The sequence below is a fragment of the Streptomyces incanus genome (assembly GCF_042656345.1).
GTDB classification, from domain to species: domain Bacteria; phylum Actinomycetota; class Actinomycetes; order Streptomycetales; family Streptomycetaceae; genus Streptomyces; species Streptomyces incanus.
Genome location: NZ_JBHSPC010000167.1, coordinates 28,317 through 53,271 on the forward strand (window position 1 = coordinate 28,317; position 24,955 = coordinate 53,271).

The 24,955-nt window shown below is 70.9% G+C and carries 21 protein-coding genes and 2 tRNA genes; 11 read left to right on the forward strand and 12 right to left on the reverse strand.

Annotated features, from left to right (window positions below; genetic code table 11):
• The first annotated feature begins 184 nt into the window (after nucleotides 1-184).
• From ACFP2V_RS37880 to ACFP2V_RS37895, 4 genes are all read left to right on the forward strand, one after another.
• A complete protein-coding gene (locus ACFP2V_RS37880; RefSeq protein WP_381221046.1) occupies nucleotides 185-964 on the forward strand; it encodes an HAD-IIA family hydrolase in 780 nt (259 codons plus the stop codon).
• Nucleotides 965-1,110: 146 nt separating this feature from the next.
• Nucleotides 1,111-1,791 carry a hypothetical protein gene (locus tag ACFP2V_RS37885; RefSeq protein WP_381221049.1) on the forward strand — a complete coding sequence of 227 codons (681 nt, stop codon included), beginning with the start codon at nucleotides 1,111-1,113 and terminating at the stop codon, nucleotides 1,789-1,791.
• An 83-nt stretch (nucleotides 1,792-1,874) separates the two neighbouring features.
• Nucleotides 1,875-2,528 (forward strand): class F sortase, encoded by a 654-nt coding sequence (locus ACFP2V_RS37890; RefSeq protein ID WP_381221051.1) that lies wholly within the window; start codon nucleotides 1,875-1,877, stop codon nucleotides 2,526-2,528.
• A 238-nt stretch (nucleotides 2,529-2,766) separates the two neighbouring features.
• A complete protein-coding gene (locus tag ACFP2V_RS37895) occupies nucleotides 2,767-3,804 on the forward strand; it encodes a glycoside hydrolase family 6 protein (RefSeq protein ID WP_381221054.1) in 1,038 nt (345 codons plus the stop codon).
• Between the two features lie 133 nt (nucleotides 3,805-3,937).
• Here ACFP2V_RS37895 and glxA read toward each other — a convergent pair whose 3' ends face one another.
• The 3 genes from glxA to ACFP2V_RS37910 form a co-directional block, all read right to left on the reverse strand.
• Complete coding sequence (gene glxA, locus ACFP2V_RS37900) at nucleotides 3,938-5,878, reverse strand: radical copper oxidase GlxA (protein WP_381221058.1); 1,941 nt, start codon at nucleotides 5,876-5,878, stop codon at nucleotides 3,938-3,940.
• Nucleotides 5,875-8,085 (reverse strand): glycosyltransferase family 2 protein, encoded by a 2,211-nt coding sequence (locus tag ACFP2V_RS37905; protein WP_381221062.1) that lies wholly within the window; start codon nucleotides 8,083-8,085, stop codon nucleotides 5,875-5,877. The genes glxA and ACFP2V_RS37905 overlap by 4 nt, the downstream gene beginning before the upstream one ends.
• 469 nt (nucleotides 8,086-8,554) lie before the next feature.
• A tRNA-Lys gene (locus tag ACFP2V_RS37910) sits at nucleotides 8,555-8,628 on the reverse strand.
• 229 nt (nucleotides 8,629-8,857) lie between these two features.
• On the opposite strand from ACFP2V_RS37910, the gene ACFP2V_RS37915 reads away from it, so the two are divergent.
• From ACFP2V_RS37915 to ACFP2V_RS37925, 3 genes are all read left to right on the forward strand, one after another.
• Nucleotides 8,858-9,829 carry an NlpC/P60 family protein gene (locus ACFP2V_RS37915; protein ID WP_381221065.1) on the forward strand — a complete coding sequence of 324 codons (972 nt, stop codon included), beginning with the start codon at nucleotides 8,858-8,860 and terminating at the stop codon, nucleotides 9,827-9,829.
• A gap of 103 nt (nucleotides 9,830-9,932) precedes the next feature.
• Nucleotides 9,933-11,144: an SPFH domain-containing protein gene (locus tag ACFP2V_RS37920; protein WP_381221068.1), complete on the forward strand. Its 1,212-nt coding sequence runs from the start codon at nucleotides 9,933-9,935 to the stop codon at nucleotides 11,142-11,144.
• A 180-nt stretch (nucleotides 11,145-11,324) separates the two neighbouring features.
• A complete protein-coding gene (locus ACFP2V_RS37925) occupies nucleotides 11,325-11,930 on the forward strand; it encodes a lytic polysaccharide monooxygenase auxiliary activity family 9 protein (RefSeq protein WP_381221070.1) in 606 nt (201 codons plus the stop codon).
• 109 nt (nucleotides 11,931-12,039) lie between these two features.
• Here the strand turns inward: ACFP2V_RS37925 and ACFP2V_RS37930 are convergent.
• The 6 genes from ACFP2V_RS37930 to ehuB all read right to left on the reverse strand — a co-directional run bounded on the left by ACFP2V_RS37930 (nucleotide 12,040) and on the right by ehuB (nucleotide 16,543).
• Nucleotides 12,040-12,113, reverse strand: a tRNA-Lys gene (locus ACFP2V_RS37930).
• A gap of 288 nt (nucleotides 12,114-12,401) precedes the next feature.
• Nucleotides 12,402-13,154: an IclR family transcriptional regulator gene (locus tag ACFP2V_RS37935; RefSeq protein WP_381221074.1), complete on the reverse strand. Its 753-nt coding sequence runs from the start codon at nucleotides 13,152-13,154 to the stop codon at nucleotides 12,402-12,404.
• Nucleotides 13,155-13,454: 300 nt separating this feature from the next.
• Nucleotides 13,455-14,183: an ectoine/hydroxyectoine ABC transporter ATP-binding protein EhuA gene (ehuA, locus tag ACFP2V_RS37940; protein ID WP_381221349.1), complete on the reverse strand. Its 729-nt coding sequence runs from the start codon at nucleotides 14,181-14,183 to the stop codon at nucleotides 13,455-13,457.
• A gap of 70 nt (nucleotides 14,184-14,253) precedes the next feature.
• On the reverse strand, nucleotides 14,254-14,904 hold the full coding sequence (gene ehuD / locus ACFP2V_RS37945; protein ID WP_381221078.1) for an ectoine/hydroxyectoine ABC transporter permease subunit EhuD: 651 nt from the start codon (nucleotides 14,902-14,904) through the stop codon (nucleotides 14,254-14,256).
• On the reverse strand, nucleotides 14,904-15,620 hold the full coding sequence (ehuC, locus tag ACFP2V_RS37950) for an ectoine/hydroxyectoine ABC transporter permease subunit EhuC (RefSeq protein ID WP_381221081.1): 717 nt from the start codon (nucleotides 15,618-15,620) through the stop codon (nucleotides 14,904-14,906). The genes ehuD and ehuC overlap by 1 nt, the downstream gene beginning before the upstream one ends.
• The gene (gene ehuB / locus ACFP2V_RS37955) at nucleotides 15,617-16,543 is read right to left on the reverse strand and encodes an ectoine/hydroxyectoine ABC transporter substrate-binding protein EhuB (RefSeq protein ID WP_381221084.1); all 927 of its coding nucleotides are present in this window, start codon (nucleotides 16,541-16,543) and stop codon (nucleotides 15,617-15,619) included. Before ehuB ends, ehuC begins: the two co-directional genes overlap by 4 nt.
• Nucleotides 16,544-16,640: 97 nt before the next feature.
• Here ehuB and ACFP2V_RS37960 point away from each other — a divergent pair, with 97 nt between their 5' ends.
• Nucleotides 16,641-17,135, forward strand: a complete 495-nt coding sequence (locus ACFP2V_RS37960) for a DUF3830 family protein (protein ID WP_381221087.1) — start codon at nucleotides 16,641-16,643, stop codon at nucleotides 17,133-17,135.
• 222 nt (nucleotides 17,136-17,357) lie between these two features.
• On the opposite strand, the gene ACFP2V_RS37965 is transcribed toward ACFP2V_RS37960, so the two are convergent.
• Together ACFP2V_RS37965 and ACFP2V_RS37970 are read right to left on the reverse strand one after the other, a co-directional pair.
• Nucleotides 17,358-18,755, reverse strand: a complete 1,398-nt coding sequence (locus ACFP2V_RS37965) for an amidase (protein ID WP_381221090.1) — start codon at nucleotides 18,753-18,755, stop codon at nucleotides 17,358-17,360.
• A gap of 34 nt (nucleotides 18,756-18,789) precedes the next feature.
• A complete protein-coding gene (locus tag ACFP2V_RS37970; RefSeq protein ID WP_381221093.1) occupies nucleotides 18,790-19,791 on the reverse strand; it encodes a D-2-hydroxyacid dehydrogenase in 1,002 nt (333 codons plus the stop codon).
• Nucleotides 19,792-19,928: 137 nt separating this feature from the next.
• On the opposite strand from ACFP2V_RS37970, the gene ACFP2V_RS37975 reads away from it, so the two are divergent.
• From ACFP2V_RS37975 to ACFP2V_RS37985, 3 genes are all read left to right on the forward strand, one after another.
• Nucleotides 19,929-20,888, forward strand: a complete 960-nt coding sequence (locus tag ACFP2V_RS37975) for a maleate cis-trans isomerase family protein (protein ID WP_381221096.1) — start codon at nucleotides 19,929-19,931, stop codon at nucleotides 20,886-20,888.
• Nucleotides 20,885-21,616 carry a maleate cis-trans isomerase family protein gene (locus tag ACFP2V_RS37980; protein WP_381221099.1) on the forward strand — a complete coding sequence of 244 codons (732 nt, stop codon included), beginning with the start codon at nucleotides 20,885-20,887 and terminating at the stop codon, nucleotides 21,614-21,616. Before ACFP2V_RS37975 ends, ACFP2V_RS37980 begins: the two co-directional genes overlap by 4 nt.
• Before the next feature lie 121 nt (nucleotides 21,617-21,737).
• The gene (locus ACFP2V_RS37985; protein ID WP_381221102.1) at nucleotides 21,738-22,865 is read left to right on the forward strand and encodes an LLM class flavin-dependent oxidoreductase; all 1,128 of its coding nucleotides are present in this window, start codon (nucleotides 21,738-21,740) and stop codon (nucleotides 22,863-22,865) included.
• Here ACFP2V_RS37985 and ACFP2V_RS37990 read toward each other — a convergent pair.
• On the reverse strand, nucleotides 22,838-24,733 hold the full coding sequence (locus tag ACFP2V_RS37990; protein ID WP_381221106.1) for a putative bifunctional diguanylate cyclase/phosphodiesterase: 1,896 nt from the start codon (nucleotides 24,731-24,733) through the stop codon (nucleotides 22,838-22,840). The genes ACFP2V_RS37985 and ACFP2V_RS37990 overlap by 28 nt on opposite strands.
• Between the last annotated feature and the right edge of the window lie 222 nt (nucleotides 24,734-24,955).

The window sequence follows — 24,955 nt, forward strand, 5'->3', positions numbered from 1 at the left end:
CGCCACTGACCCCGGCAGTGCCCCGCCCCCGCCCACCCTGCCCGACGGCCGCACCCACCCGCCCCCAACCGCACCCACCCATGCCCAACCGAGCCGAGCCGAGTCGCACCGGCCGTTCCCCCAAGATCCGGGCATGTCTAGGCTGGAGCGCCCGCAGGACCGCGCAAGGCAGGAGATCCCGCACATGGCAGACCGCAGGCCGATCGAATCGTGGCTCACCGACATGGACGGGGTGCTCATCCACGAGGGTGTGCCGATCCCGGGCGCCGACGCCTTCATCAAGAAGCTGCGCGACTCCCGAAAGCCCTTCCTGGTCCTCACCAACAACTCGATCTACACCCCGCGCGACCTGCACGCCCGGCTGCGCCGCATGGGCCTGGACGTGCCGATCGAGAACATCTGGACGTCCGCCCTCGCCACCGCCAAGTTCCTGGACGACCAGCGTCCGAACGGTTCGGCGTACGTCATCGGCGAGGCCGGTCTGACCACCGCGCTGCACGACATCGGCTACATCCTCACCGACCACGAGCCCGACTACGTCGTCCTCGGCGAGACCCGCACGTACTCCTTCGAGGCCATGACGAAGGCGGTACGGCTCATCAACGGCGGAGCCCGCTTCATCGGCACGAACCCCGACGAGACCGGCCCCTCCGCCGAGGGCCCGCTCCCGGCGACCGGCGCGGTGGCGGCGCTGATCACCAAGGCGACGGGCAAGCAGCCGTATTTCGCGGGCAAGCCGAACCCGCTGATGATGCGCACCGGACTGAACGCCCTCGGCGCCCACTCCGAGAGCAGCGCGATGATCGGCGACCGTATGGACACCGACGTACTGGCGGGTATCGAGGCCGGGATGAAGACGTTCCTGGTGCTCACCGGCCTGACCCGGCCGGACCAGATCGAGAGCTTCCCGTACCGGCCGTCCCAGGTCCTGGACTCCATCGCGGACCTCGTCGACCTCGTCTGACACCCTCCACCGGGGGCGTTGCCCGGGCATCACCCGGGCGTCCCCGCCCCTCCATCTCCGATGTCACCCGTACGGAGCAGGCGCCGCACCCTGAGGATGCGGTGCCCCACCCGACGGGGCACGCTCCCGGTGTCTGGAGGTTCACGATGGGTTCATTGCGACTCGCTCTCTGTACCGGAATCCTGGCCGTCGCCGCGCTCACCCCGCCGGCGTACGCGGTGGACGACACGGGCGTCTCGGTGACACCGGTGACCCCCGCTCCCGGCACCGACGTCACCCTCAGGGTGGCGGAGTGTGCCGAGCGGACGGCGATCGCCGTGTCCTCGGCGTTCGTCTCCGAGGTCCGGCTCACCGTCGCCGACGGCGTGCTCGTCGGTGAGAACCGGGTCCGTTCCACGCTCACCGCGGGCACGTACCCCGTGCTGGTCAACTGCGGCGAGCGGACCCGCCAAGGCACGATCAAGGTCGCCCCCGCCCGCGACCGACCCGCCGTGACGGCCGAACCGTCGAAGCCGGAGGCCGCCGAGCCGACCGCCCACGCCTCGCCCGGCGCCCCTGGCGCCCCTGGCGCCCCCGGCGCCCTCGCCTCGCCTGGCGCCCTCGCCTCGCCCGGCGCCCCCGCCTCGCCCGGCGCTCCCGTCGCCGCGGGCGGTGGCGACAGCGCCCCGCTGGCCGCGGCCGGCCCGGGCACGGGTACCGACTCCGGCACCGGCGAGGGCGGGCCGGGCGCCGTGCTGCGGGCGGTGACCGGACTGTTCCTCGTGGCAGCCGCGGCGGGAGCCGTCGTACGCAGCCGCGTCCGGCGGAGCCGCGGAACGACCGGCTGAGGCGGCCGACGGTGTCCGATCACGACGAGATACGGCCGGGACGGCCGAGGCAGCCGAGGCAGCCGAGGCGGCCGGGACATTCAGTGCAGCCGGTATGCCCGGGGCGGCTGCCCACCGGTGTGGCCTGGGTGGTGCTGCTGCTTGTGCTCTGGCTGTGGAGCCGGGAGGCGACCGACCTGTGGCCCGGCGGAACGGGGCCCTCCACCGGTGACATGGCGGCCGCCGGCCGGCCGCCCCAGGGGGAACTCCCGCCCGCCCACCGCCCGCTGGGCGAGGCGCTGCCGCGGCGCCTCGACATACCCGGCCTGGACGTCCGGGCCCCGGTGGTGTCCTGCGGCCTGGACGAACGGGGCGCGATCGATCCGCCGCTGTTCGACCAGCCGGACGTGGTCGGCTGGTACGCGGGCGGGGTGGCGCCCGGAGCGTCCGGCACCGCGCTGGTGGTGGGGCACGTCGACACCGAGACCCGGCCCGCCGTGTTCAACAAGGTGAGCACGCTGAAGCCCGGCCAGAAGATCCGGGTGGTCCGCGAGGACGACAAGGTCGCCGAGTTCACGATCGAGGACGTCCAGGTCCCGGCCCGCGACGGGTTCGACGCCCAGCAGGCTCACGGGCCCCGCCGCTCGGGCCGGGCCGAACTGCGCATCGTCACCTGCGGCGGCGCCTTCGACGCGGCACGCGACCGCTGCGCGGCGAGCGTGATCGTCTCCGCGTACCTGACCGGCACCACCGCCTGAGCGCCACCGTGCCCCCGTCCCGAGCACCCCGTTCACCCGGCCCGGACGTGGCTCCGGGCCGGTCGGCGCCCATCCGTTTCCGGTCGCGTTCCGTGATCGCCCCAGGTGGCCCACCACCGTACGACGGCTGTAACAGCTCGCGGACAAGAGCGAGCCGACCTCGTGGCTGCCGCAGGGCGTATGTCAGGATTGGGGCTCGGCACGCACGCACGGAACACGTGCACCCAAGGGGGGTTGGATGTACGGCAGCAGGGCGGTCGGGGCGTTCGCCGGGAGGCGGACGTCGGCAGCGGTACTGGGGGCAGCGCTGCTGATGACAGCGTGTTCCTCCGGTGGCGACGACGAGGGGGACGGCCCGGACAGGGCGGCCGGCGCGGAGATCACGCAGCAGCCCAAGGACGCCAACCCCTTCTGGGTCAACCCGGAGGGCACGGCCGCGCAGCAGATGGCCGAGCTGAAGAGGGACGGGAAGAAGGCGGAGGCCGAGCAGATCCGCAAGATAGCGGAGCAGCCCGCCGCCGAGTGGATCAGCCCGGAGAATCCGGAGGAGCAGGCCCGCGGTTTCACCGAGGCGGCCGACAAGGCGGGCCGCACCGCGCTGCTGGTCCTCTACAACATCCCGCACCGCGACTGCGGCCAGTACTCGCAGGGCGGTGCCGCCGACGGCAACGCCTACCGCGCCTTCGTCGACAGTGTGGCCAAGGGCATCGGGGACCGGGCGGCGACCGTGGTCCTGGAGCCCGACGCGGTGCTCCACCTGGTCGACGGCTGCACACCGGAGAGGTTCCACGAGGAGCGCTACAACGTCCTCAGCGGTGCCGTCGCCAAGCTCAAGAGCCTGAAGAACACCACGGTGTACCTGGACGCGGGCAACGCGGGCTGGGGCGACCCCGACCAGATCTTCGAGCCGCTCAAGTGGGCCGGCATCGACCAGGCCGACGGCTTCTCGGTGAACGTCTCCAACTTCTACTCCACCGAAGAGTCCATCGCCTACGGCAAGCAGCTCTCCGCCAAGGTCGGCAACAAGCCCTTCGTCGTGGACACCAGCCGCAACGGCAACGGCCCGTACACCGGGGGCGACGCGGCCGAGCGCTGGTGCAACCCGCCCGGCCGTGCCCTCGGCGAGACGCCGACGACCAAGACCGCGGACCCGCTGGTGGACGCGTATCTGTGGGTGAAGCGGCCCGGCGAGTCGGACGGCGAGTGCAAGGGCGGCCCGAAGGCCGGCCAGTGGTGGGGGGACTACGCGGTGAAGCTCGCCAAGGCCAGCGACTGACACCACACACCACACACCACACACCACACACCGCACGACCCGCACCGCATACCGCATACGCGCGCAGAGGGCGCCCTCCATGACGGAGGGCGCCCCCTAAGCGTGTGCCCGTACGCGCCGGGCGGGCTGCCGGTTACGGCACCCGCACCCACTGGGCCTTGCTCGGTGTCCCGTCCGCGGTGGTGGCGAACATCATGTACCAGCCCGCCTGGACCAGGTTCCGGCCCTCCGGCACGGTCACCGTCAGCTTGTCGCCGTCGGCCTCGAAGTCGAGGGCGACGGAGCGCTGGTCCACGTCGGTGACGTGGGTCGAGGCGCTCGGCCGGATCAGCCGGACCTTCTTGATCGACGCGGCGTCCTTCGAGGTGAAGGTGCCGGACTCGCCGCGCTCGATGGTCTGCGGGCCGCCCGACAGGTCGGGCTGCTCGTTCTCGCCGTAGAGATACGGCGGCGTGTAGATCTCGATGCGCTGCTCGAACGTGCCCGGTTTGGTGTTGGCCTTGTCGCCGTAGAGGGAGTCCGAGCCGAAGAACATCACGCGGCCGTCGGGCAGCAGGATCGAGCCGGAGTGGTAGTTGCGGCCCACCAGCGGGTCGGCGACGCGCTTGAGTTCGTTCTTCGCCGTGTCGTACATCCGCGCCTCGAGGATGTTGGAGTCGCCGCGCCCCCGGTAGTCCTCCGAGCCACCCGAGATCAGCACGCTGTCGTCGGGCAGGACCGAGGCCTGCGGGTAGCGGGTGCCCTTGTCCATCGAGGGGCCGTCCTCGAAGCGGGGGCTGTCGGCCTTGAGGTCGACGATCCGGGTCTTCTCACTGGCCAGCCGGGACTCGCCGACCCCACCGCCGCCGATCACCATGTACCTCTGGTCCTGCGCCGGGGGCAGCAGCACGGTGTTGGCCGTCTCCAGCATGTTGGCGTCGCTCAGGCCGGGGATCTTGGTGAACTTGTTGGTCTCCACGTCCCAGATGCCCGGGTCGCGGCCCACGTCGGCGGGGCCGTAGCCGGCGTTCGCGCCCGAGTAGAAGACCTTGCCGTTCTCCATGAGGAACAGCGCCGGGTAGGTCGGGAACTGACGGACCGTGTCCGTGTAGGTCCACTTCTTGGTCTCGGGGTCGTAGACCTCGTTCTTGCCCGGGACGAGCTGGCCGATGTCGTCGAGGCCGGAGACGCTGAGGATCTTGCCGTCGCTCAGGGTGGTGAGCGTCGGATACCAGCGGGCCTCCTTCATCGGGTCGACCTTGATGTACTTCTCCGCCACCGGGTCGAACTCGAAGGCGTCGTCGATGCCCTGGAAGTCCTTCTTGTCCAGGGCGAGCTTCTCGGCGATGCCGTACGTGTTCTGCGCGTCCTCACCGCTGAGACCCCGCACGGTGTAGTTGTCCTGCGTGCCGGTCTGGTACTTGGCGCCTTCCTTCTGCGCCTCGACGTAGGTACGGCCGTAGCCCGGGGTGTTGCCCAGGAACTCGCCGGTCTCCTTGTCGAAGTTCTTCGTGGCGCGCGGGACGAGCACCGGGTCCTTCGAGACGAAGGTCTTGCCGTTCTCCTTGCCGGCGAACCTGGTGCCCGCCGGCAGGGTGATCGGCTTGTCCGGGTTCTCGTTGTGGACGACCATCAGGCCGCCCGCCTTCGTCACGTCACCCTTGAGCTTCTCGTACCGCTTGGTGCCGCCGGCGATCAGGAGATTGCCGTTGGCGAGCTGGGTGTGGCCGGTGCAGAACAGGTCGGTCGGCGTCGGCACCTTCTTGATGGTCTTCTTGACCGGGTCCCAGATACGGGTGTCGTACTGCTTGGCGTCGAAGTTGTCCTTGTTGTTGCCGGAACCCGCGACGAGCAGCACCTTGCCGGTGTGCAGCAGCGCCGCGTGAATGGTGTTCTGGCGGTACTCCTCCGGGAACTCGACGACCTCCCAGCGGCCGTTCTCCGCCTTGTACTCCGGCTTGTTGATCTTGTACTGGTGGTATTTCTCGGACCCGAAGCGGTACAGCCACGGCCCGTTCATGCCGGCCAGCGCGAGTACCACCGTGGTGCCTATCGCGATCCGACGGGCGCGGCGGCGGCCTGCACGGTCGTTCATTCCTTACGTCCCCCAAGTCCACCCAGGGCGATCTGCATCGTCTGGTCACTGCCGGAGCTGTTCCCGGCACCTGTCGCTCCGCCCGGTCCACCCGGCCCCGCTGGGGCTCCTGGCCCCGCGGAGCCTCCTGGCTCTCCCGGCCCCGCCGGTCCGCCGTGGGAGGCGGCCCAGCTGGGCCGGTCCTGCCGGCCGTGCGCGGCGTGCGGCTGCTGCTGGGCGTACTGCTGCCCGTACTGCTGAGCCTGAGCCTGGTACTGCTGCCCCTGATCCTGATCAGGAGCCTGTGCCTGCTGCTGCACCCGCGGGATCGCCTGCAGCTGCTGGGTCGCGGGCTCGTGGGCGAAGTCCTTCGGTGGCTCCGCCGCCGGCCGGTCGGCCGGGAGCCGGCCCGACGCGTGGGCGCCGGGCGGCTTCTTCCTGTCCTGGCGCATGCCGTGCCGCCAGACGAACATGGGTGCGGCCGTGATCAGCAGGGCGAACATCGCCCAGATGACCATCGCCGGGTGCGCGTGTCCGTAGACGAAACCGGCGGCGAGGGAGCCACCGAAGATCAGGATGAAGTACCAGTGGTACCGGAAGGTGCCGAACCAGGTGTCCGGGCTGGCCGAGTCGCCCTTGGGCGTCACCACGAACTTGCTCTTGCGGCGCAGGACGGAGTCGATCAGCGCCTTCGCGTAGAGCGGCGCCGACAGCGCGGACATGACCATACCGGCCACACCGCCGGAGCCCTCCGGCTCGTGCGGGGAGACGTTGTGGCGGCGGTTCCAGATGTAGAGGCCGATCTGGAGCGCGGAGGCGTTGCCGTAGAGCATCAGCCAGACCGCGGGGTCGATGTTCACACCCGAGGCGCCCAGGCCCAGGAACAGCGCACAGCTCAGTGCGGCCAGGATCCAGTTGAGGGCCGACATCGGGTAGAAGATGATCATCATGGTGTAGTTGAAGAGCTTGCTCGGCGGCAGCGAGTACCAGCCCTTCCAGTACTGCTTGAGGATCGTCTCGTACGTCCCCCGGGACCAGCGCATCTGCTGGGTGAAGAAGTCCGTCCAGGCGTTGGGGCCCTCACCGACCGCGAGCACGTCCGGGGTGTAGACCGAACGCCACTTCTTGCCCGTCGCCGGGTTCTTGGCGCGGTGCATCTCGAAGCCGGTCGCCATGTCCTCGGTGATCGAGTCGTACAGACCGCCGATCTGCTTGAGCGCCTTGATGCGCACGGCGTTGGACGTGCCGACGAACATGGGCGAGCCGTAGCGGTTGCCGGCCCGCTGGATGAGCGCGTGGAAGAGGAACTGCTGCGACTCGGCGGCCTTGGTGACGTAGTTGTCGTAGTTCCCGTAGACCTGCGGGCCGATGACGAAGCCGACGTTCGGGTCGCGGAAGAAGCCGAGCATCCGCTCCAGGTAGTTCGCCAGCGGAATGTGGTCGGTGTCCACCGAGGCGAAGAACTCGTAGTCGTCGCCGTGCGCGTCGAGCCAGGCGTTGTAGTTGCCGTGCTTGGTCTTGGCGCGGTGCGGGCCCTTGGCCTGGTTCCACTTCGCGACGCCCTTGCGGGAGAAGTGGTGCACACCGAGGCGCGCGCAGACCTCCTTCACCTCGGGGTCGTCGCCCTCGTCGAGCAGCCAGACGTGCATGGTGCCCCGGTGGCGGATCTTGACCGCCGCCTCCAGGGTCTTCGTCACCATCTCCAGCGGCTCCTTGCCGGGCACGAAGGAGGTGAGGAAGGCGACCTTGGTGCCGGTCTCGGGCACGACGGGGACCGGGTCGCGGGCGACCAGCGTGGCGTGCGCGTTGGACAGCACGTTCATGCAGCGGAAGAGCTCGATCAGACCGATCGAGACGAGCATCACGATGTCGAGTGCGGGCAGCCAGTCGAACGCCGGGTAGTCGCGCTCCGTCCAGTGCGTGGGCTGGAGCAGCCACACCAGCAGTACCACCGACAGCAGGGGGGCCGCGGCCAGCATCAGCATGATGCGGATGCGGTGCGGCTCCTGCGAGATCAGCGAGCGGTACTGCACCGTGTACGGCTTGTTCGGATCGGGCTGGGTGAGGGGACCCGCGAGCCGGCTGTAGTGCTCGTAGTCGTATCTCGGCAGCGTCTTCTTGATCCGGCGGAAAGCGCCCGTGTTTCCGGTCCGGTGCGCAGGCACCCTGAGCTGGGTGGTCTGGGACGGGTCGTCGTCCCTTTGGGCGCCCGACGGCGTCGACGTCATGAGTGTCATCCCCCCACACACGGCCCCGCCGCGTGTTTCGTCGCTTCTTTCCGCCCGTGGCCGGTCCCCCTCGACCTTCCCGGGCGTGTCAATGGTGGACCGCTGTCACCACGTCACCCACACCATATAGACACGGCACAGCGCTCCCTACGGTTGCATGACGCGTCCCCCGCAGCGTCACCCGGAGGGCGGGACACCTTGTCCCGCACCGTCCGCAACCGGTCTTTCGCCCCCCAACAGCCGCGAACCCGCAGCATCGTGAAGGAACCAGGTTGGCCGGGTTTCATCATGATCGCAAGGTGTGAAATTTGGCGCGCATCGGTCATATGATCCCATTGTGACGGCTGAGTGAGTCACGTGGGGCTCATGTTCCATACGTGCGGTGAAGGGGAGACGTTCAAGGGGTGCGAGAGGGTTTCCGGCCAAAAAGTGACGGGCCCCTCGATCGCGAGGGGCCCGTCACTGTCGGTGCGCCGCCAGGGACTCGAACCCCGGACCCGCTGATTAAGAGTCAGCTGCTCTAACCAACTGAGCTAGCGGCGCTCGCTGACCCCGCAACTGTACCGGACCCCGCGGGGTACTCCCGACCACCCGTCGGGTCGGAACCCCGGATTCCGCCCGCCGTCGGTGCCCGTGCTGACGCGCTTACATCCTTCGGACCGTCAGGATGCGTGCTCCGTGGACAGTTGAGAAGCTGACATTTGTGCACAGACGTGACGTATTTCGCCGGGCGTGTGATCGGGCGTGTGGCCGGAACTGTGAGGGGAATCGCATGGACCGCTCGGACCGCTCGGACCGCTCGGACCGCTCGGATGGCGGGATGTGCGGGGAGCGCATGGAGCCTCCGGTGTTCGAGGAGTTCGATCCCGCGAGCGACTGCGACTGCCCCGGCTGTGTCCACGGGCGGCGTGCACCCGCCCTTCCCCGCTCGCCGGCCGGCCGTACGGCCGGCCGGCCGTACGTGTTCCGTCCCGTCGTCGTGGCCGCCGCCGCGGCATCGACGGTGATCGGCGCGTACGCGGTCCCCGCCCCGGCCGCCCCGGCCGCTCCGCACACCGCCGGCCGGCCCGGCCTTCCCGGAGTCCTGGGTGCCCCCGCGGGCGAGGAGCCCGCCACCCCGCAGGGGCCGAGGGGGCCGCTGTACGGCCCTGACGGCCGGACGACCGATCCCGCGGACCCCGCGGACCCCTCGCCCCCGTCGACGGCCCGCGTGATCACCCGTGCGGACATCATCGAACGGGCCGAGAGATGGGTCGCGGCGAAGGTTCCGTACAGCATGTCCGCGTACTGGTCCGACGGTTACCGGCAGGACTGCTCGGGCTTCGTCTCGATGGCATGGAACCTGCCCGCGAACGAATGGACCGGAAGCCTCGGACAGTACGCGCAGAAGATCACGAAGGCGGAACTCCAGCCCGGGGACATACTGCTGTTCCACAACGCGGCCGACCCGCAGAGCGGCTCCCACGTCGTCCTCTTCGGCGGCTGGACGGACAGCACGCGCACCACCTACGTCGCCTACGAGCAGGTCCGCCCGAACACGCTCCGGCGGTCCACCCCGTACGCCTACTGGAACAACTCCGCGGGCTACGTCCCGTACCGGTATCTGGGCGTGACCGGTTCCGCCAGAGGCGGGGGGACCCCCGTGGACGGGCTGCCGGAAGCGCTGACCTGGGAGTTGCTGACGGCCGGCGGCGCGGCGGACGACCACCCGGGGTCGGAGGCCTGGCGGTGGCTCCTCCCGTAGACGCGAGGGCTCCTGGGAAAGCGGCACCGGAACAGGCACGGAAGCAGGCACGGAAGCAGACACGGAAGCGGGCACGGAAGCGAGGCCCGGCGCGGAGGCATGCATGACCCTGACCACTCCTGACACCCCTACCACCCCTACCACCCCTGACCCTTCCACCCCTGACCCTCCCACCCTTGATTCCCGCACCCTCGAGGCCGGGCGTCCGGCCGAGGTCGGGCGCCCGGTGGCCGGGCGGTCCGGGCGGGTGATCCGCAACGAGGCCACCACCGAGATCCCCGTCCATCTGCTGTTCCGCGACGGCCCCGACCCGGTGCCCGCGCGGCTGCGTCCCGTGGTCGTCGGGCGTCGGCAGGGCACGGGGGAGCAGCCGCGGCTCCCCCGCCCGGCCGCCGAACCGTCCCGGCCGCCCGTGCCGCGGGTCGACCCCGGGCTGGTGGAGCGGCCCGCCCGGGTGCTGCCCGGGGGTACGGGGGTGCTCGCCGGGATGTGCGGGGCGGCCGGGTGCGTGGCCACGTCGTGGTGGGCGGGCGTCCTGCCGTCGGCGGTGGCCGTCGGGCTCGGGCTTCCGGCGCACGCGGGGGCCGCGGGGGCCGCCGGACTCGGGCCCGCGCAGTGGGCGGCGTACACGGCCGCCGGGGCCGTCGGTCTGCTCGGGTTCGGCGGGCTGGCGCGCGGCCGGACCGGGCGGGCCTGGGTGCTCGGTCTGTTCGGCCGCTACCGCGGGACCGTCCGGCGTACCGGCCTGCTGTGGGTGAATCCGCTGCTGCTGCGCCGCCGGGTCGACGTACGGCTGCGCCACTGGCGCAGTGAGCCGATGCAGGCGGCCGACCGCGGCGGGGTGGCGCTGCGGGTGGTCGTCCTGGTCGTGTGGCGGGTGCGGGACACCGCGCGGGCCACGCTGGGCGTCGAGGAGCACGAGAGGTATGTGCGCGAGTGCGTCGAGGCGGCGCTGCTCCGGGTCTCGGTGGAGGCGCCGGGCGAGCCGGACGGTGCGGCGGGCACGGCGCAGGCCGCGCTGACCCGGCTGGTCGCGGCGGACGCCGGCCCGGTGGGGATCGAGGTGTTCGCGGTGCGGCCGGTCCGGGTGGAGTACGCCCCCGAGGTGGCCGCCGCCATGCACCGGCGCCGGATCGCCGCGCTGGACGCCCGGCACCGGGCGAGCGCGCTCACCTCGGTCGTGGACTCGGTGGAGGACACGGTGACCCGGCTGACCCTGCGAGGCCTGGTGGACTTGGACGACTACGAGCGCAAGGTGCTGGTGAAGGACCTGACGGTGGCGTTCTGCGCGGGGCGGGGGGAGACGGGGGCGTAGGGCCTGTCGGACAGGCCCTGGGGCCTGCCGTGGCCGGGGCGAGCCGGGTGCGGGAAAGCGTCGAACGGGTCGCGTTATTGGTATGGACATGCTCAAGAGGCAGCCCTAACCTGAGACTTGGTCTAGACCTACCTGCACCAGTTCACCGAAACTCCCCCCACGTTCCCCAGGAGCGGCAGCATGCGCACACAGACCAAGCTGTACGCAGCCGCGGTGGGGCTGGCCACGACCGGAGCGCTCGTGCTCTCCTCCGGCGGTGCCAGCGGCCACGGCTACACCGATCTGCCCATCAGCAGGCAGAAGCTCTGCCAGAACGGCGGCGTGACCAACTGCGGTTCCATCCAGTGGGAGCCGCAGAGCGTCGAGGGCCCGAAGGGCTTCCCCGGCTCCGGCGCCGCCGACGGTCAGCTCTGTTCGGCCAACAACACGCGATTCGCCCAGCTCGACAGCCCGAAGACGCCCTCGGGCGGGGCCTGGCCGACCACCAGGGTGTCGGGCGGCCAGAACTACACCTTCCGGTGGCAGTTCACGGCCATGCACGCCACCAGCGACTTCTCGTACTACATCACCAAGCCGGGCTGGAACCAGAACCACAACCTCGCCCGGGCCGACCTCAACCTCACCCCGTTCCTGAAGGTGCCCTACAACGGGCAGCGCCCGCCGCAGACGCTCTCGCACAGCGGCACGCTCCCGTCCGGGCTGAGCGGGCACCACGTCATCCTCGCGGTGTGGTCGGTCGCCGACACGACCAACGCGTTCTACGCCTGCTCGGACGTCACCTTCTGACGCCGCTTTCCGACGTCGTCCGTCCGGCGCCGCACCCCGGCCGGGTGTGACCCGCACCCGCGCCGGGCATGCCGAAGGGCCTCTCGCTCTCACGAGAGGCCCTTCACCGTGCGCCGCCAGGGACTCGAACCCCGGACCCGCTGATTAAGAGTCAGCTGCTCTAACCAACTGAGCTAGCGGCGCATGACTCCCGCCGTCCGCTTTCGCGGTCGGCGACGCGGAAAATACTACCCGCTCCCGAGGGGTGCTTCCGACCGCGCGCCGGCCCGGTGCCCGCCGGCGCCCCCGCTTCTCGCCGCCGCCTAGACCCGTACTTCGCGGGTCCCTCGATCGTGAAGATCAAGTGATCGGGATCGGTCCACGGGCGGTCGGCCCGGCGGCGTGATTGTCATCGGGCAACCGATCGCGGCGGGAACCGGTCGGTGATCATGCGCTGAGCCTTCACTAACGGGTGACCCGCGAAGTGCGGGCCTAGATCGTCAGCGACAGCAGCACCGGGGCCGCGTTGCGGTTGAGGGTGTCGGCGGCCTGGCGCAGGCGGTGGGCGTGTTCGACGGGCAGGGACAGGGCCAGGCAGCCCACCGAGGAACCGGCGGTGACCGGAACGGCCGCGCAGACCGTGCCGATCGCGTACTCCTGGAGGTCGAGCACCGGCACCGTGGGCGGGTGGGCCGCCAGCCGGGAGAGCAGCACCTTGTCGCTGGTGATGGTGCGCGAGGTGAGCCGGACCGTCCGGTGCCGGGCGAGATGCTCGCGCCGGCCGTTGTGGTCCAGCTGGGTCAGCAGGCTCTTGCCGATGGCGGTGGCGTGGGCCGCGTCGCGGAAGTCCACCCACTCGTTGACCTTCGGGTGGGACGGCCCGTCGGCGTACTGGGTGACCTTCACCTCGCCGTCCATGTACCGGCTCATGTAGACGGCGGCGCCGGCGCGGTCGCGGAGCCGGTCCAGGGTGCGCTGGAGCTTGCTGTGCAGTGCCGCTTCGTGTTCATGGGCCGAGCCGAGGCGGGCGAAGGCCTCCCCGGCGGCGTGCGTGCCGTCGGCGCTCTGCTCCACGTAGGCCTCGCGGCGCAGCATCGACAGGAGCGTGGTCAGTCGCTCCGGGCGGAGGCCGGTCTCACGGGCGAGCTGGGTGTCGGTGACTCCGGTGGTGTGCCGCGCCACCGTGTCCAGGACGCGCAGGGCCTCCTGGACCGAGTGGTACGGGGCGGTCGGCTTGACCTTCATGACGGCTCACCTCGCTTTGGTGTGCAGGGCATGAGCAGGGTCGGCCCGGGGCCCGGGGATGTCTCCGGGAGAGCACGGCAGCGCCACGGTTTCCCCCGCGCTCGCTCATGGGGCCGCAATCCGGTCAGCGAATCCTCTCCACGATAGCCGTCGAATGGCTCTCCAGGAGCGGGTGTTGACGAGATTGCGGCCCTCCCAACTGCGGTGCCGGTCCACGGGCATATGCCAAAGGGATGTCCCGACGCGTGGACCTCGGGCGGTGCCCCGGGACACCGCACGCCCCGGGGCACCGCCCCGCTGTCACAGGACCGCGCTGAGGAACTCCCGGGTCCGGTCGTGCTCGGGCTCGCTGAAGAGCTTCTCCGGCGGGGCCGACTCGATGATCCGGCCCGAGTCGAACATCAGGACGCGGTCGGAGATGTCCCGGGCGAAGCCCATCTCATGGGTGACGCAGAGCATGGTGATGTCGGTGGAGCGGGCGATGTCCCGCAGCACGTCCAGGACGCCCGCGACGAGTTCCGGGTCGAGCGCCGAGGTCACCTCGTCGAGGAGCAGTACCTGCGGCCGCATCGCCAGTGCCCGTGCGATCGCCACCCGCTGCTGCTGACCGCCGGACAACTGCGCGGGGTGCTTGTCGATGTGCTCGGTCAGCCCGACCATCTCGAGCAGCTCCCGCGCCCGCTCCTCGGCCTCGTCCTTGGACATGCCGAGCACGGTGACCGGCGCTTCGGTGATGTTCCGCAGCACGGTCATGTTCGGGAACAGGTTGAAGTGCTGGAAGACCATCCCGATCTTCTTGCGGATCTCGCGGACCTGCTTCTCCGGCGCGGGGAACAGCCGGTCCCCGTCGACGGTGACCGTGCCCTCGTCGGGCTTCAGCAGCGTCATCAGCAGCCGCAGGATCGTCGTCTTGCCCGATCCGGAGGGACCGATCAGGGTGACGTGCTTGCCGGCGTCCACGGAGAAGTCCAGGTGGTCGAGGACCGTGTGGTCCCCGAACCGCTTGGTGACGCCCTCCAGCCGGATCAGCTCGCTGCCGGCGGCGCGGGCGGTGTCGGGGGCGTTCTTGGTGCCGGGCCGGGTGTCGGGCCGGGTGCTGTCAGTGGACAAGGCGTCGCTCCAGGGCTCGGAGGGCAAGGGAGGCCAGGTAGGAGATGACGATGAAGGCGAGACCGATCACCGTCAGGGGCTCGGTGAACTGGAAATGCTGCTGGGAGAACAGGCGGGCCTCACCGAGCATCTCCAGCACGGTGATCGCCATCAGCAGGGGCGTGTCCTTCAGCATCGAGATGACGTAGTTGCCGAGCGCGGGGACCACCCTGCGCACGGCCTGCGGCAGGATCACCGCGGTCCACGTCCGGCGCAGCGGCAGGTTCAGTGCCGTCGCCGCCTCCCACTGGCCCACCGGGACGGCCTCGATGCCCGCGCGGTAGACCTGCATCGTGTACGTCGAGTAGTGCAGACCGATGGCGAAGACACCCGTGGTCAGCGCCGAGAAGGTCACTCCCCACTCGGGCAGCACGTAGAACAGGAAGAACAGCTGCACCAGCAGCGGGGTGTTGCGGACGAACTCCGTCACCGCGCCGACCGGCCAGGTCACCCAGCGGGAGGGCACCCGCATCAGCAGGGCCCACACCAGGCCGAGGACGAACGAGATCAGTGAGCCGAGGACCAGGATCTGCAGGGTGACCAGCAGGCCTTCCCAGAAATACGGCATGAAGTCGGAGACCGCGCTCCAGTCCCACTTCATCAGGCACCTCCCCCGCCGACACCGGTCGTCTCGGCCCGCTTCGGTTCCACATCGGGTTCGGGCACGGGCTTCTTTCCGACGCCGGCCTTCAGCTTCTTCTCCAGACCGCGCATGATCCGGGTGAGCAGGAAGGCGATCACGAAGTAGATCACCAGGACGTACGTGTAGATCTCGGCGCTCTCCTGCAGCGCGAGGCGCACCAGGTTGCCGCTGAACGCCAGATCGCCCATGCCCATGATCGACACCAGGGCGGTGCCCTTGAGCAGCTCGATCAGCAGGTTGGAGAACGGCGGGATCATCTCCGGCACCGCCTGCGGCAGCATGATCAGCCGCATCCGCTGCGCGGGCGTGAAGCTGAGCGCGATCCCGCCCTCGCGCTGGGCCGGGTCGACGGCGGCCAGCGCGCCGCGCACGATCTCCGAGCCGTAGGCGCCGTAGGTCAGGCCGAGTGCCAGCGTGCCCGCCCACAGCGGCACCAACTGCCAGCCGAAGGCCGGGGGCAGCACGAAGAACACCCAGAAGATCATCACCAGTGCCGAAGTGCCGCGGAACACCTCGGTGTAGAAGCCCGCGAGGAAGCGGACGAACTTCAGCCGGTGGGTGCGCGCGATGCCGGCCACGAAGGAGACCGCGGCCGCGAGCAGCGCGCTGAACACCAGCAGCTGGATCGTGACCCAGACGCCCTTGAGTACGAGTTGCCAGAGTCCTGAGGTCATCCGCCGCACAGCTCCTTCGCGGTCAGATTCGTCATCTCGTCCTCGGTGAAGCCGAACGGCCGCAGGATCCGCAGCAGTTCGCCGCTCTCCTTCAGCTTGGCCAGCTCCCTGTTGAAGGCGTCCCGCAGGTTCGTCTCGGTGGGACGGAAGGCGAAGGCGCCGCCGTCCGTGTGCGGCTTACCGTCGACGAGCGGCCGGAACGGCTTCGTGACCTCCGCCTTGGTGGACTTCTTCACCACCTCACGGGTGGTGAGCGCCGTACCGGCGAAGACGTCGACCCGCCCGGCCTCCACCGCGTTCAGCCCGGCGACCTGGTCGGGGACGATCAGGATGTCACCTTCCGGATATCCGGCCTCGACCGCGTACGCGATCTCCGCGTACCCGGTGCCGGTGGCGAATTTCGCCTTCTTCTCGACCACGTCCTTGTAGTTGGTCAGCCCTTTCGGATTGCCCTTGCGCACGATGAACGAGTCGAGCATCTGGTAATCGGGGTCGGAGAATATGACCTGCGCGCAGCGCTCGGGATTGACGTACATCCCGGCGGCCACGACATCGAACTGCTGCGAGTTCAGCCCCGGGATCAGCGAGCCGAACTCGGTGGGCACGGGCTGCACCCGGTCCACCCCGAGCCGCTTGAAGATGACCTTCGCGAGTTCCGGTGCCTCACCGGTCAGGTCGCCGTTCTTGTCGATGTAGCCGAAGGGGATCTCGCCGGCGATGCCCAGGCGGACCACACCCGCCGCCTTGAGCCGTTCGAGCAGGTCACCGCCGTTCGTGCCCGCCTCGGTGGGGACGCGCGAGCAACCTGCCGCGCCCAGCGCGCCGAGCGCCGCGACCCCCGCGAGCAGCGACCGGCGTGAGGGCCCGACGGGTGCGGGCGCTTCCCCGCGTCGTCTCAGTGGGTTTCCCAGTGGTGGAGCCATGGCGGCGCGACTACCCGAATCGATGCCGGGTATTCCCGCCAGTTTCGGCCCCGTTCGGCGGTCGGGCGGTCTTGACCGGTGCGGGACGATGGGACACATGATTCACCGATATGTCGAGATCTCACTGGTCAAACGTGGAATCACCTGTACAGCCCGGCTGCTCGACGATCGCGCGCCGGTCACCTGCGCGGCCGTATGGGGCTCCCTGCCCCTGTCCGGTGACGTCTACCACGCCAAATACGCCCGCAATGAGATCTATGCCCTTTTCCCGCCCTTCGCGCAATCCGAGCCGCCGCTGGAGAATCCGACGGTCACCCCCATTCCGGGAGATCTCTGCTATTTCTCCTTCGCGGGCGCGGAACTGGGCACCAAGGCCTACGGCTACGACCGCGCGGTCGGTCCCGGCACCACGGTCGTGGACCTGGCCCTGTTCTACGAGCGCAACAACCTGCTGCTGAACGGCGACGTGGGCTGGGTGCCCGGCATCGTCTGGGGCCAGGTCGTCGAGGGCCTGGCGGAGATGGCCGACGGGTGCAACGACCTGTGGCGCACGGGCGCGGCGGGGGAGAGCCTCAGCTTCCGGCGGGCGTGACCCCGGGTCCCGGGGTCCCCGGGTCCCAGGGGCTCTCGTGTGGATCATGCCGGGCTCGCGGACCCCGGCACCGCACCTCGCCGCGTCGTCGCCGGTCCCCGGGGCTCCTTCCCCCACTCCCTTCTCCGCCTTGCGATGCTTTCCCGCTGTCTGAAAGGCGTGGGCGGTGCCCCCGGCACCGGACCCCCGCTCCCCGATCCGGCCCGCCCCGAACGAAAGACCCTAGGCCGTCCCGGACGCGTACAGCGCGTGGGCCGTCCGCAGCACCAGCGCGTCGGCATGGCGGGCGGCCACGAGCTGGACGCCGATCGGCAGCCCGGCCGTGTCGGTGCCGACGGGGACGGTCGCCGCGGGCTGCTGGGTCAGGTTGAACGGGTAGGTGAACGGGGTCCAGCCCGTCCACCGCCGGTGGCCGGACCCCTTCGGCACCTCCACGCCCGCCTCGAACGCGGTGCGGGGCACGGTCGGGGTGACCAGCAGGTCGTAGGTGTCGTGGAAACGGCCCATGCGCCGGCCCAGATCCATCCGGACGTCGACCGCCGCCAGGTAGTCCAGCGCCGACCGGCGCGCCCCGGTGGCGCAGATCTCGAGCAGTCCGGGATCCAGCAGCCCGCGCTGCTCACGGGTGAGGTGCTGCACCACCCGCGCGGCCCCCGCGAACCACAGGGTGTGGAAGGCGTCCGCCGGCTCCGAGAAGTCCGGGTCGGTCTCCTCCACGTACGCGCCGAGCGCGGCCAGCCGCTCCACCGCCCGCCGTACCGCCGCCGCGACCTCCGGAGCCACCGCCACCTGCCCGCCCAGCGACGGTGAGTACGCCACCCGCAGCCCCCGCACCCCACCGTCCAGCCCCTCCCTGAACGAGCCGGGCGCCGGTGCCAGCGCCGACCAGTCGCGGGAGTCCGGTCCGCTGATCACATCCATCAGCAGGGCCGCGTCCGCCGCGTCCCGTGTCATCGGGCCGACGTGCGCCAGCGTGCCGAACGCGCTCGCCGGATACAGCGGCACCCTTCCGTACGTCGGCTTCAGCGCGAAGATCCCGCAGAACGCCGCCGGGATGCGGACACTGCCCCCGCCGTCCGTCCCCAGGGCCAGCGGCCCCGCACCCAGCGCCACGGCCGCCGCCGCGCCCCCGCTGGAGCCGCCCGCGGTGCGCGCCGGGTCGTACGGGTTGCAGGTGATGCCGCTGAGCGGGGAGTCCGTCACGGCCTTCCAGCCGAACTCGGGGGTCGTCGTCTTGCCGAGGAAGACGGCGCCGTGCTCCCGCAGCCGCGCCACCGACGGCGCGTCCTCGTCCCAGCGGCCCGCCGGGTCGACGGTGCGCGAGCCGCGCAGGGTCGGGGCGCCGCGCAGCAGCAGGATGTCCTTCACCGTGACCGGCACCCCGTCGAGCAGCCCGTGCGGCTCGCCGCGCCGCCACCGTTCCTCGGACGCGGCGGCCTGTTCCAACGCCTGGTCGGGGAAGAGCCGGACGAACGCGTTCACCTCCGGCTGGATCTCCTGTGCCCGCTCCAGCGTCGCGCGGGCCACTGCCACGGGACCGAACGCGCCGGTGCGGTAGCCGTCGAGGAGCTGCACGGCGGTGAGGGACGTGAGGGCGGTGCGGTCGGTGCCTTGGGTCATCCATGCTCCCGGAAGGTCGGAGGTGCCGGGTGGGTCAGTGTCCGGGTACATACCCGCGCTGCTTGTCGACCACGTTCACCAGTGGCCTGCCGGTGGCCCAGAGCTCGTACAACTCCACGAACTGGGCGCCGAGTTCGTCCCGCCACCCCAGGGTGTCCCCGCTCATGTGCGGTGACACGATCAGCCCCGGCACGTCCCACAGCGGGCTGTCCGGGGTGAGCGGCTCGGACACGAAGACGTCCAGGGCGGCGCCCGCGATCCGGTGCTGCCCCAGCGCCTCGGCGAGCGCGTCCTCGACGACCAGCGGTCCGCGGCCGATGTTGACGAAGTGGGCGGACGGCTGCATCAGTCCGAAGCGGCGGGCGTCGAACATGCCCCGGGTCTGCTCCGTCAGGGGCGCGGCGGCGACCACCCAGTCCGCGCGGGCGATCAGCCGGTCCAGATCCTCGGTGCCGTGCACGGCCGCGGTGCCGTCCGACCCCGCGTGCGCGGTACGGCCGACCAGCGCGGTGGTGACGCCGAGTGCCTCGAGCGTGCCGGCGACCGCCCGGCCGATCGGCCCCGACCCGACGACGCAGGCACGGGTCCCGGCGACCCTGCGCGACTCACGGTGGAGCCAGGTCCGCTCCCGCTGGAACGCCAGCGTCCGCGGCAGATCCTTCGCCATCGCCAGCACGAGCGCGGCGACGTACTCGGCGATCGGCCGGTCGAAGACACCGCGCGCGTTGGTGACCACCGTGTCGGAGGCGGCGAGTTCCGGACACATCAGATGGTCCACACCCGCGCTCGCCGTGTGCACCCAGCGCGGCCTGGGACCCTCGCCCGGCCAGGCGGCGCGCACCGCGTGCGAGGTGAAGTCCCAGACCAGCAGCACGTCGGCGGACGGAAGCCGCTCGGCGAGCGTCGAGGCGTCCGCGTGCTCGATCCGGACCCTGCCGGTCAGCCGGCCCAACCGGGGCGGCGGATCGGCGTCCAGGACGAGCAGCGTGGGGAGGGGCCCGGGGCCGGTCGAGGGGGTGGTCCGGGGAGAGGTCATGGCCGCCTTTCCCCGGAAGGACCGGAAGTCTGAGATGTACGGATTGACCACGCTGGCACCCCGAACCTACCGTCGTCAACACGGGCTTTTCCACCAACCGTTGCGTGCTCGTCTCTCACCGTGAGGCCGGTGCTGACATGGACGTCTCCTTTCTCGGCGGACCAGGCCCGCAGCGCGGTGTCGGCGTGGTCGCCCCCTTCGACTTCGCGCTGGACCGCGAACTGTGGCGGTGGACGCCCGACGACGTGTCCCTGCATGTCACCCGGACGCCGTACGTGCCGGTCGAGGTGAGCCTGGACCTCGCCCGCGTGATCAGCGAACACGAGACCCTCGGCAACGCCGTGAGCACCCTCACCGAGGTCACCCCCGAGGTCATCGCGTACGCCTGTACGTCGGGCAGCTTCGTCGGCGGGGTCATGGGCGAGCACGCCATGTGCGAGGCGATGAGCAGGGCCGGCTCGGTCCCCGCGATCACCACCTCGGGCGCGCTGCTGGAGGCACTGGTGGACCTGGACGTACGGCGGCTGGCGCTGGTGACGCCCTACACCGTGTCGGTGACCCGGGCACTGGAGGAGTACGTGGCGCAGGCCGGAGTCACGGTCACCGGCTGCGCGTACATGGGCCTGACCCGGCAGATCTGGAAGGTCACCTACCGCGAGGTGGTCGACATGGCCCGGCGGGCGGCGGTGCGCGGCCGGCTCGGCGCGGCGGACGCGCTGTTCCTGTCCTGCACCAACCTGCCGACCTACGACGTGATCCCGCAACTGGAGGCGGAACTGCGCATACCGGTCATCTCGGCCAACCAGGTGACCATGTGGGCGGCGTTGCGCCGACTGGGTACCCGGGCGGTGGGACCGTATCAGGCGCTGATCGACACGTCGGCGCGCACCAGCACCGGGAACGCACTGCCGGGCCCGGCGGCCGGCTCCGTGGTGCCGGCCGCCGGACCGGTGGTGCCGACCGGCTCCGTACTGCCGGAAGGGCAGGAGCCACCGGACGTGCGGGGCGTGCACGGCGTGTCTGACGCGCAGGGTGTGCCGGGCGCGCAGGGCGTGGCCGGTGTGCCGGACGAGAAGCAGCAGGAAGGCTGGACATGACCGCACTGGGATTCCTCTACCCCGGACACTCCGCCGAGGACGACTATCCGCGCATCGAGCAACTGCTGGGCAGCGACATCCGGATGGACCTGGTGCACACCGACATCGGTGAGGACGCGCACCGGGCCGACGCCCTGTTCGAGATGGGCTCGGCCGACCGGCTCGCGACCGGTGTCCAGAGACTGCGGCTCACGGGCGCCGACGCCGTCGTGTGGGCCTGCACCAGCGGCGGCTTCGTCCGCGGCTGGGACGGCGCCCACGAACAGGTGCGCACGCTCGCCCGTACGGCGGGCATGCCCGCGTCCTCCACCTCCTTCGGCTTCGTGCACGCGGCGCGGGAGATCGGGGCCCGGCGGGTCGCCGTCGGCGCGACCTACCCGGACGATGTGGCCGCGCTCTTCGTGGAGTTCCTGGCGGTCGACGGGATGGAGGTGACCGGGGTGACCGCCGCCGGGATCATCACGGCGGCGGAGGTCGGGAGCTGGGGCGAGGCCGAGCTGTTCGCCCTCGCCCGCGCGGCCGACCGCCCGGACGCCCGGGCCCTGCTGCTCCCCGACACGGCCCTGCACACGGCCGCCCACATCCCGGCCCTCGAGAAGGAGCTCGGCAAACCGGTCCTCACCGCCAACCAGGTCACCGTCTGGGAGGCCCTGCGCCTGGCCGACCGCCGGGTGAACGCGCCGAGCCTGGGCGCCCTGTTCACGCGGGAACCGATCGTGCAGGTGTAGGGGGCGGGGCGGCGGGCGGGTCCTGCCGGGCGGCGGGCCGGCCCCTGCCGGGAACAAGTGGGGGCCCGCTCCTGTTGAGGGACCGGCGAGAAGCGTCACTTGAAACAGGAGGCACCCCACCGTGGCCGCAGACGACACCGCAGGCGCCGAGGGCCGAGGAGCCGACGAGATTCGAGGCGTGACGCACGGCTCGGCGCCCGTTCCGCTGTCCGTGCTGGACCTGGTCACGGTCGGCGCCGGTCAGACCGCCTCCGACGCGCTGCGCACCAGTGTCGCTCTCGCCCGGCTCGCCGAGGCGCGCGGCTTCCACCGCCACTGGGTCGCCGAGCACCACTCCATGCCGGGTGTGGCGTCCTCGTCCCCGGCCGTGATCCTCGCCCACCTCGCCGCGCACACCGAGCGCATCCGGCTCGGTTCGGGCGGGGTGATGCTGCCCAACCACGCCCCGCTCGTCATCGCCGAGCAGTTCGGCACCCTGGAGGCCATGGCCCCCGGCCGGATCGACCTGGGCCTCGGCCGCGCCCCCGGCACCGACGGCGCCACCGCCGCCGCGCTGCGCCGTACCGAGAGGCTGAACGAGGGCGCCGACGACTTCCCCCAGCAGCTCGCCGAGCTGATCCGCTTCCTGGACGACGACTTCCCCGACGGTCACCGCTACCGCCGGATCCACGCCGTCCCCGGCCCGGTCCAGGCGACCTCGCCGGGCGGGGTGCAGTCGCCGCACCGCCCGCCGGTCTGGCTGCTCGGTTCCTCCGGGTTCAGCGCACGGCTGGCCGGCATGCTCGGTCTGCCCTTCGCCTTCGCCCACCACTTCTCGGCGCAGAACACGGTTCCCGCGCTGGACCTCTACCGCGAGTCGTTCAGCCCGAGCGACGTCCTCGACGAGCCCTACGCCCTGATAGGCGTCTCCGCGCTCGCGACCGAGGACGAGGAGGAGGCCCGGCGCCAGGTCCTGGCCGCCGCGCTCAACATGGTCCGGCTGCGCACCGGCCGCCCCGGCCTGGTTCCCACGCCCGAGGAGGCGGAGGCGCATCCCTTCTCGCCGATGGAGCAGGACTTCGTCGACTCGTGGAACGCCAACGTCGTGTACGGCACGCCGGACGAGGTCCGCGCCGGTCTGGACGACCTGCACAAGCGCACCGGCGCCGACGAGCTGATGATCACGGCCAACGCGCACAGCAGTGACGTACGCCTGCGGTCCTACGAACTCATCGCGGACGCCTACGGGTTGCCGACGACGTCCGCCTGAACCCCCGGGGTGCCCAGCAGTTCGGAGATGCGGTCCGGCGGTACCGGACGGGAGTACAGCCAGCCCTGACCGGTGTCGCACCCGATCCGGCGCAGCCGGGTGGCCTGCGCCGAGGTCTCCACGCACTCCGCGGTGACCGTCAGCCCCAGCCGGTGGGCGAGTTGCACCATCGCCTCGACGATGGCCTCGTCCGCCGGGCTGGGCGCCGCGGCCCGGTCCTCGTACTGGAAGCCGCGGACGAAGGCGCCGTCCAGTTTCAGCACCGACACCGGGAGCCGGCTGAGGTAGGCCAGGTTCGAGTAGCCGGTGCCGAAGTCGTCGATGGCGATGCGTACGCCCATGTCGCTGAGCGCGGTCAGCGCCTGGAGCGGCCGGCCCGAGGAGCCCATCACCGCGGACTCGGTCAGCTCCAGCTGGAGCAGCTGCGGCGCCAGGCCCGTCTCCTTCAGGGTCTCGGCGACGTCCGCCACCAGGTCGGAGTCCCAGACCTGGCGGACCGCCACATTCACGCTGACGAAGATCGGCGGCTCCTCGGGATGCTCGACCTGCCAGCTGCGGGCCTGTCGGCAGGCGGTGCGCAGCACCCAGCGGCCGAGCTTGACGATCGAGCCGTCCTCCTCGGCGATGGAGATGAACCGATTCGGCGTCAGTGTGCCGAACTGCGGATGGTTCCAGCGGACCAGGGCCTCCACCCCGTGCACCCGGTCGTCCTCCATGCCGACCAGCGGCTGGTACTCCAGGGCGAACTCGCCCCGTTCGACGGCGGGGCGGAGTGTGGAGGCGAGGGCCTGGCGGGTCATGCGGTGCGCGTTGCGCTCCGGGTCGAACAGCGTCCAGCGGGACTTGCCGTCGGCCTTCGCCCAGTAGAGGGTCGTGTCGGCGGCCTGCATCAGCGCGGTGGGCGTGGTCCCGGCCGCGTGCCGTTCGACCACACCGATGGACGCCGACACCGACAGCCGCTGGCCGGCCACGTCGAAGGGGTCCTGGATCGCGGCGAGCACCGACTCGGCGAGGTCGGCGAGCTGTTCGGTGCCCGTGGAGTCCTCGACCAGCAGGGCGAACTCGTCTCCGCCGAGCCGGGCCACCAGCGGGGTGCCGGCCCTGGCCCGGCCCGCCTCCTCGGCGCACAGCGTCAGCCGTTCGGCGACGGCGGCCAGCAGCCGGTCGCCGACGCGGTGGCCCAGGGCGTCGTTGATGGCTTTGAAGCCGTCGAGGTCCAGGGAGCAGAGCCCGATCCGGCCGGTGCCGCTCTGCTCGTAGGACTCCGCCTCCAGGGCGGCCGTCAGCCGTTCGAAGAACAGGGTGCGGTTGGGTAGCCGCGTCACCGGGTCGTGCATCTGCAAGTGCCGCAGCCGGGACTGGAGTTCATGACGGGAGCTGACGTCGGCGACCGAGAGCAGCACGCCGTGCGCGTCGTGCTCGCCGTGTTCCTCGTGTTCGCCGTGGGCGGCACCGTCGTCCGGGGGGAGCGGGGTGACCGACACCTGCACCCACAGGGAGTGCCCCTCGGGGTGCTTGAGCCGGCGCGTGCAGCGCAGCCGGCCCTGCAGGCCGCTCAGCAGGTCGCGGTAGGCGTGCCAGGCGCGGGCGTCGGAGGGGAGGTCCACCAGGTCGGCGGCGACCGCACCGGTCAGGGTGTCCGGGGCGCGGCCCAGCAGGGCGGCGAGCGTACCGTTGGCGCTGATCACCCTGCCGTCACGGCCGACCACGGCCATGGCGAGCGGAGCGGCCGCGAAGACCGAGCGGTACGACGGAGGCGGGGGGAGGCCGGCACGACCGGTACGGGGCGGGGCAGTGATCTCACCCTCCGTGACGGTCGGCCGGTTGGGATCTGCTGCGGGCGTCGGCCCTTGGGACGTTCCGCTCACCGCTCGCTCCCGCCGTGCACTCGATCGCCGTCCGTGCCGGAAAGCCTCAGGAATGTCTCAGGAAAGTGTGCCGATCATAGAGGCCTCCCTGAAGCCGTTCCAGTCACTGTCCAGTGTCCAGGACGGTCCCGCATCTCTGCCAGATCGTTTCTGCTCGGAGGTGGGCGACTTCTTCGGGCCTCCGACCAGTTGTGACGTTCCGTGAGTGGTTCGGGATGTCAT

What these genes read in the sequence shown, in the direction of transcription:
- ACFP2V_RS37880 (WP_381221046.1), top strand. Translation starts at nt 185, where the DNA reads ATGGCAGACCGCAGGCCGATCGAATCGTGGCTCACCGACATGGACGGG.
- ACFP2V_RS37885 (WP_381221049.1), top strand. Translation starts at nt 1,111, where the DNA reads ATGGGTTCATTGCGACTCGCTCTCTGTACCGGAATCCTGGCCGTCGCC.
- ACFP2V_RS37895 (WP_381221054.1), top strand. Translation starts at nt 2,767, where the DNA reads ATGTACGGCAGCAGGGCGGTCGGGGCGTTCGCCGGGAGGCGGACGTCG.
- glxA (WP_381221058.1), bottom strand. Translation starts at nt 5,878, where the DNA reads ATGAACGACCGTGCAGGCCGCCGCCGCGCCCGTCGGATCGCGATAGGC.
- ACFP2V_RS37905 (WP_381221062.1), bottom strand. Translation starts at nt 8,085, where the DNA reads ATGACGTCGACGCCGTCGGGCGCCCAAAGGGACGACGACCCGTCCCAG.
- ACFP2V_RS37915 (WP_381221065.1), top strand. Translation starts at nt 8,858, where the DNA reads ATGGACCGCTCGGACCGCTCGGACCGCTCGGACCGCTCGGATGGCGGG.
- ACFP2V_RS37920 (WP_381221068.1), top strand. Translation starts at nt 9,933, where the DNA reads ATGACCCTGACCACTCCTGACACCCCTACCACCCCTACCACCCCTGAC.
- ACFP2V_RS37925 (WP_381221070.1), top strand. Translation starts at nt 11,325, where the DNA reads ATGCGCACACAGACCAAGCTGTACGCAGCCGCGGTGGGGCTGGCCACG.
- ACFP2V_RS37935 (WP_381221074.1), bottom strand. Translation starts at nt 13,154, where the DNA reads ATGAAGGTCAAGCCGACCGCCCCGTACCACTCGGTCCAGGAGGCCCTG.
- ehuD (WP_381221078.1), bottom strand. Translation starts at nt 14,904, where the DNA reads ATGAAGTGGGACTGGAGCGCGGTCTCCGACTTCATGCCGTATTTCTGG.
- ehuC (WP_381221081.1), bottom strand. Translation starts at nt 15,620, where the DNA reads ATGACCTCAGGACTCTGGCAACTCGTACTCAAGGGCGTCTGGGTCACG.
- ehuB (WP_381221084.1), bottom strand. Translation starts at nt 16,543, where the DNA reads ATGGCTCCACCACTGGGAAACCCACTGAGACGACGCGGGGAAGCGCCC.
- ACFP2V_RS37960 (WP_381221087.1), top strand. Translation starts at nt 16,641, where the DNA reads ATGATTCACCGATATGTCGAGATCTCACTGGTCAAACGTGGAATCACC.
- ACFP2V_RS37965 (WP_381221090.1), bottom strand. Translation starts at nt 18,755, where the DNA reads ATGACCCAAGGCACCGACCGCACCGCCCTCACGTCCCTCACCGCCGTG.
- ACFP2V_RS37970 (WP_381221093.1), bottom strand. Translation starts at nt 19,791, where the DNA reads ATGACCTCTCCCCGGACCACCCCCTCGACCGGCCCCGGGCCCCTCCCC.
- ACFP2V_RS37975 (WP_381221096.1), top strand. Translation starts at nt 19,929, where the DNA reads ATGGACGTCTCCTTTCTCGGCGGACCAGGCCCGCAGCGCGGTGTCGGC.
- ACFP2V_RS37980 (WP_381221099.1), top strand. Translation starts at nt 20,885, where the DNA reads ATGACCGCACTGGGATTCCTCTACCCCGGACACTCCGCCGAGGACGAC.